We start from the raw sequence: 1,981 nt of genomic DNA on the forward strand, positions 1-1,981 counted from the left end.
TGTTGCGTCCTGGAAGCTGGTCCAGGCCTGCGGGTGAAAGTCCCGTCCGGGTAAGCATCGGAGCGCCCGGTAGCAGGCCCCGGCCCGTCATGGAGACATGGCGGGTTGAGCGGGGTGTCAAGAGCCTCTTTGGAGGGAGCAAGCACGCGGGCCGTAGCGTTAAGCGAACCTTGCAGCCTCGTCACAACCACAACGGAGAAGCCGAGCCGCTCATGTCACGGCGAAGGCCATGTCCGGTGGGCCCTGTTCCGGGGTCAGCCCACTGGGTTCTTCCGGGGTACGGAGGATGGCACGTGTGCACGGTCTGGGCCGGAACAGGAGAGACCCGTCTGACCACGCCTTTCGTCGGGCAAGAGACCGGGCGTATAAGCCGATGGTGAAGTCGTCTGGAGGGCAGCGGGAGTCCGAGGGGGCCGTAGTACCGCTGATCGGTGTGCAACACAACGCGCCGGGAGGGAAGGACCCCCACTTTGATCACGCTTGGGACGAGGGTAAGCACAAGGGCATGACCCGGGATGCTGGGTCCAATTACCCCGGCGGGCCATCGCCTGCCGTAGTGGACGGGCAGGGGTCCGTCCTGAACGTGCGAGGACTTCAACGCAAGCTATGGACTGCGGCCAAGCAGTCGCCGGAGCGGCGTTTCCACGCCCTGTATGACCGTATCCACAGAGGTGACGTGCTGTGGGAGGCGTGGGAGCGGGTCCGGGCCAACAGGGGTGCCGCCGGAGTTGATCGGGTGACTGTGGCGGATGTGGAGGAGTATGGGGTTGCCCGGATGCTCGGGGAACTTCAGCGCGACCTTCGCTCAGGTGAGTATCGTCCCGCGCCGTCCAGGCGGGTGGACATCCCGAAACCACATGGTGGCAGGCGTCCGCTGGGGATACCCCGGATCCGTGACCGCGTGGCCCAGCAGGCCGCCAAGCTGGTGCTGGAACCCATCTTCGAGGCCGACTTCGCGCCGGTGTCGTATGGGTTTCGGCCGAAGCGGTCGGCGACGCAGGCGATGGAGCGGCTTCGTACGGGCTTCATCGAGGGCCGGGTGTTCGTGGTGGAGTTCGACATCGTCAACTTCTTCGGCGAGATCGATCATGATCGTCTTCTCGTCGAAGTGGGCAGGCGGGTGTCGGACCGGCGGGTGCTCAAGCTGTTGCGGCAGTGGCTTCAGGCAGGGGTGATGGTGGATGGGGAGGTCCAGCGGACGGTCGCGGGAACCCCGCAAGGCGGTGTGATTTCGCCGTTGATGTCCAATATCTACCTGCACGTTCTGGACGCCGAGCTGACCAAGCTCGGTGTGGGCGAGTTGGTGCGGTACGCGGACGACGGAGTCGTCCTGTGTCGCAGCGAGGCCGAGGCCAGAGCGGCCCTGGAGGCGGTTGGGGACATCCTCGCATCGCTGGGGCTGAGGCTGCACCCGGACAAGACGAAGATCGTTGACCTCAGAGAGGGCCGGGAAGGACTCGACTTCCTCGGCTGCCACTTCAGAGCCCGCATGTCCGGGCGGTTGTGGGAACAAAGGCGGATCATCCGCTACTACCTGCACCGCTGGCCCGGTCAGGCGGCGATGAAGAAACTCCGGTCCAAGGTCCGTGAGCGGACCGGCCGCCGCCGGTCGGGAACGGATATCCGTGACGTGATCGCGGATCTCAATCCGGTCCTGCGCGGCTGGGGCAACTACTTCCGAACCGGGAACGCCGCCATCAAGTTCCGCCAGATCGACAACTACGTGGTGTGGCGTCTGCACCGTCTGATGATCAAGAAGCGGGGACGCAACCTACGTGCCGGTCAATCGAGGCAGTGGACCGAGGAGTGGTTCAACGGGCACGGCCTGCATCGCTTGCGAGGCACCATCCGCTATCCGAAGGCAGCGTAACCATGTCAAGAAGATCATCGGTAAGCCGTATGCGGGAAAACCGCACGTACGGAATTGAAAGGGGGATGGGGAACCGGGCCTTCACGGCACCGCGCCCCTGACTACCAATGG

General features: G+C 64.6%; 1 protein-coding gene. It reads left to right on the forward strand.

The window, feature by feature from the left end; genetic code table 11:
* Positions 1 to 676: 676 nt before the first annotated feature.
* Positions 677 to 1,870 carry a group II intron reverse transcriptase/maturase gene (gene ltrA, locus ACIBQ1_RS61785; protein ID WP_397292874.1) on the forward strand — a complete coding sequence of 398 codons (1,194 nt, stop codon included), beginning with the start codon at positions 677 to 679 and terminating at the stop codon, positions 1,868 to 1,870.
* Positions 1,871 to 1,981 lie beyond the last annotated feature (111 nt).

The sequence above is a fragment of the Nonomuraea sp. NPDC050153 genome (genome assembly GCF_044460125.1).
GTDB lineage: Bacteria > Actinomycetota > Actinomycetes > Streptosporangiales > Streptosporangiaceae > Nonomuraea.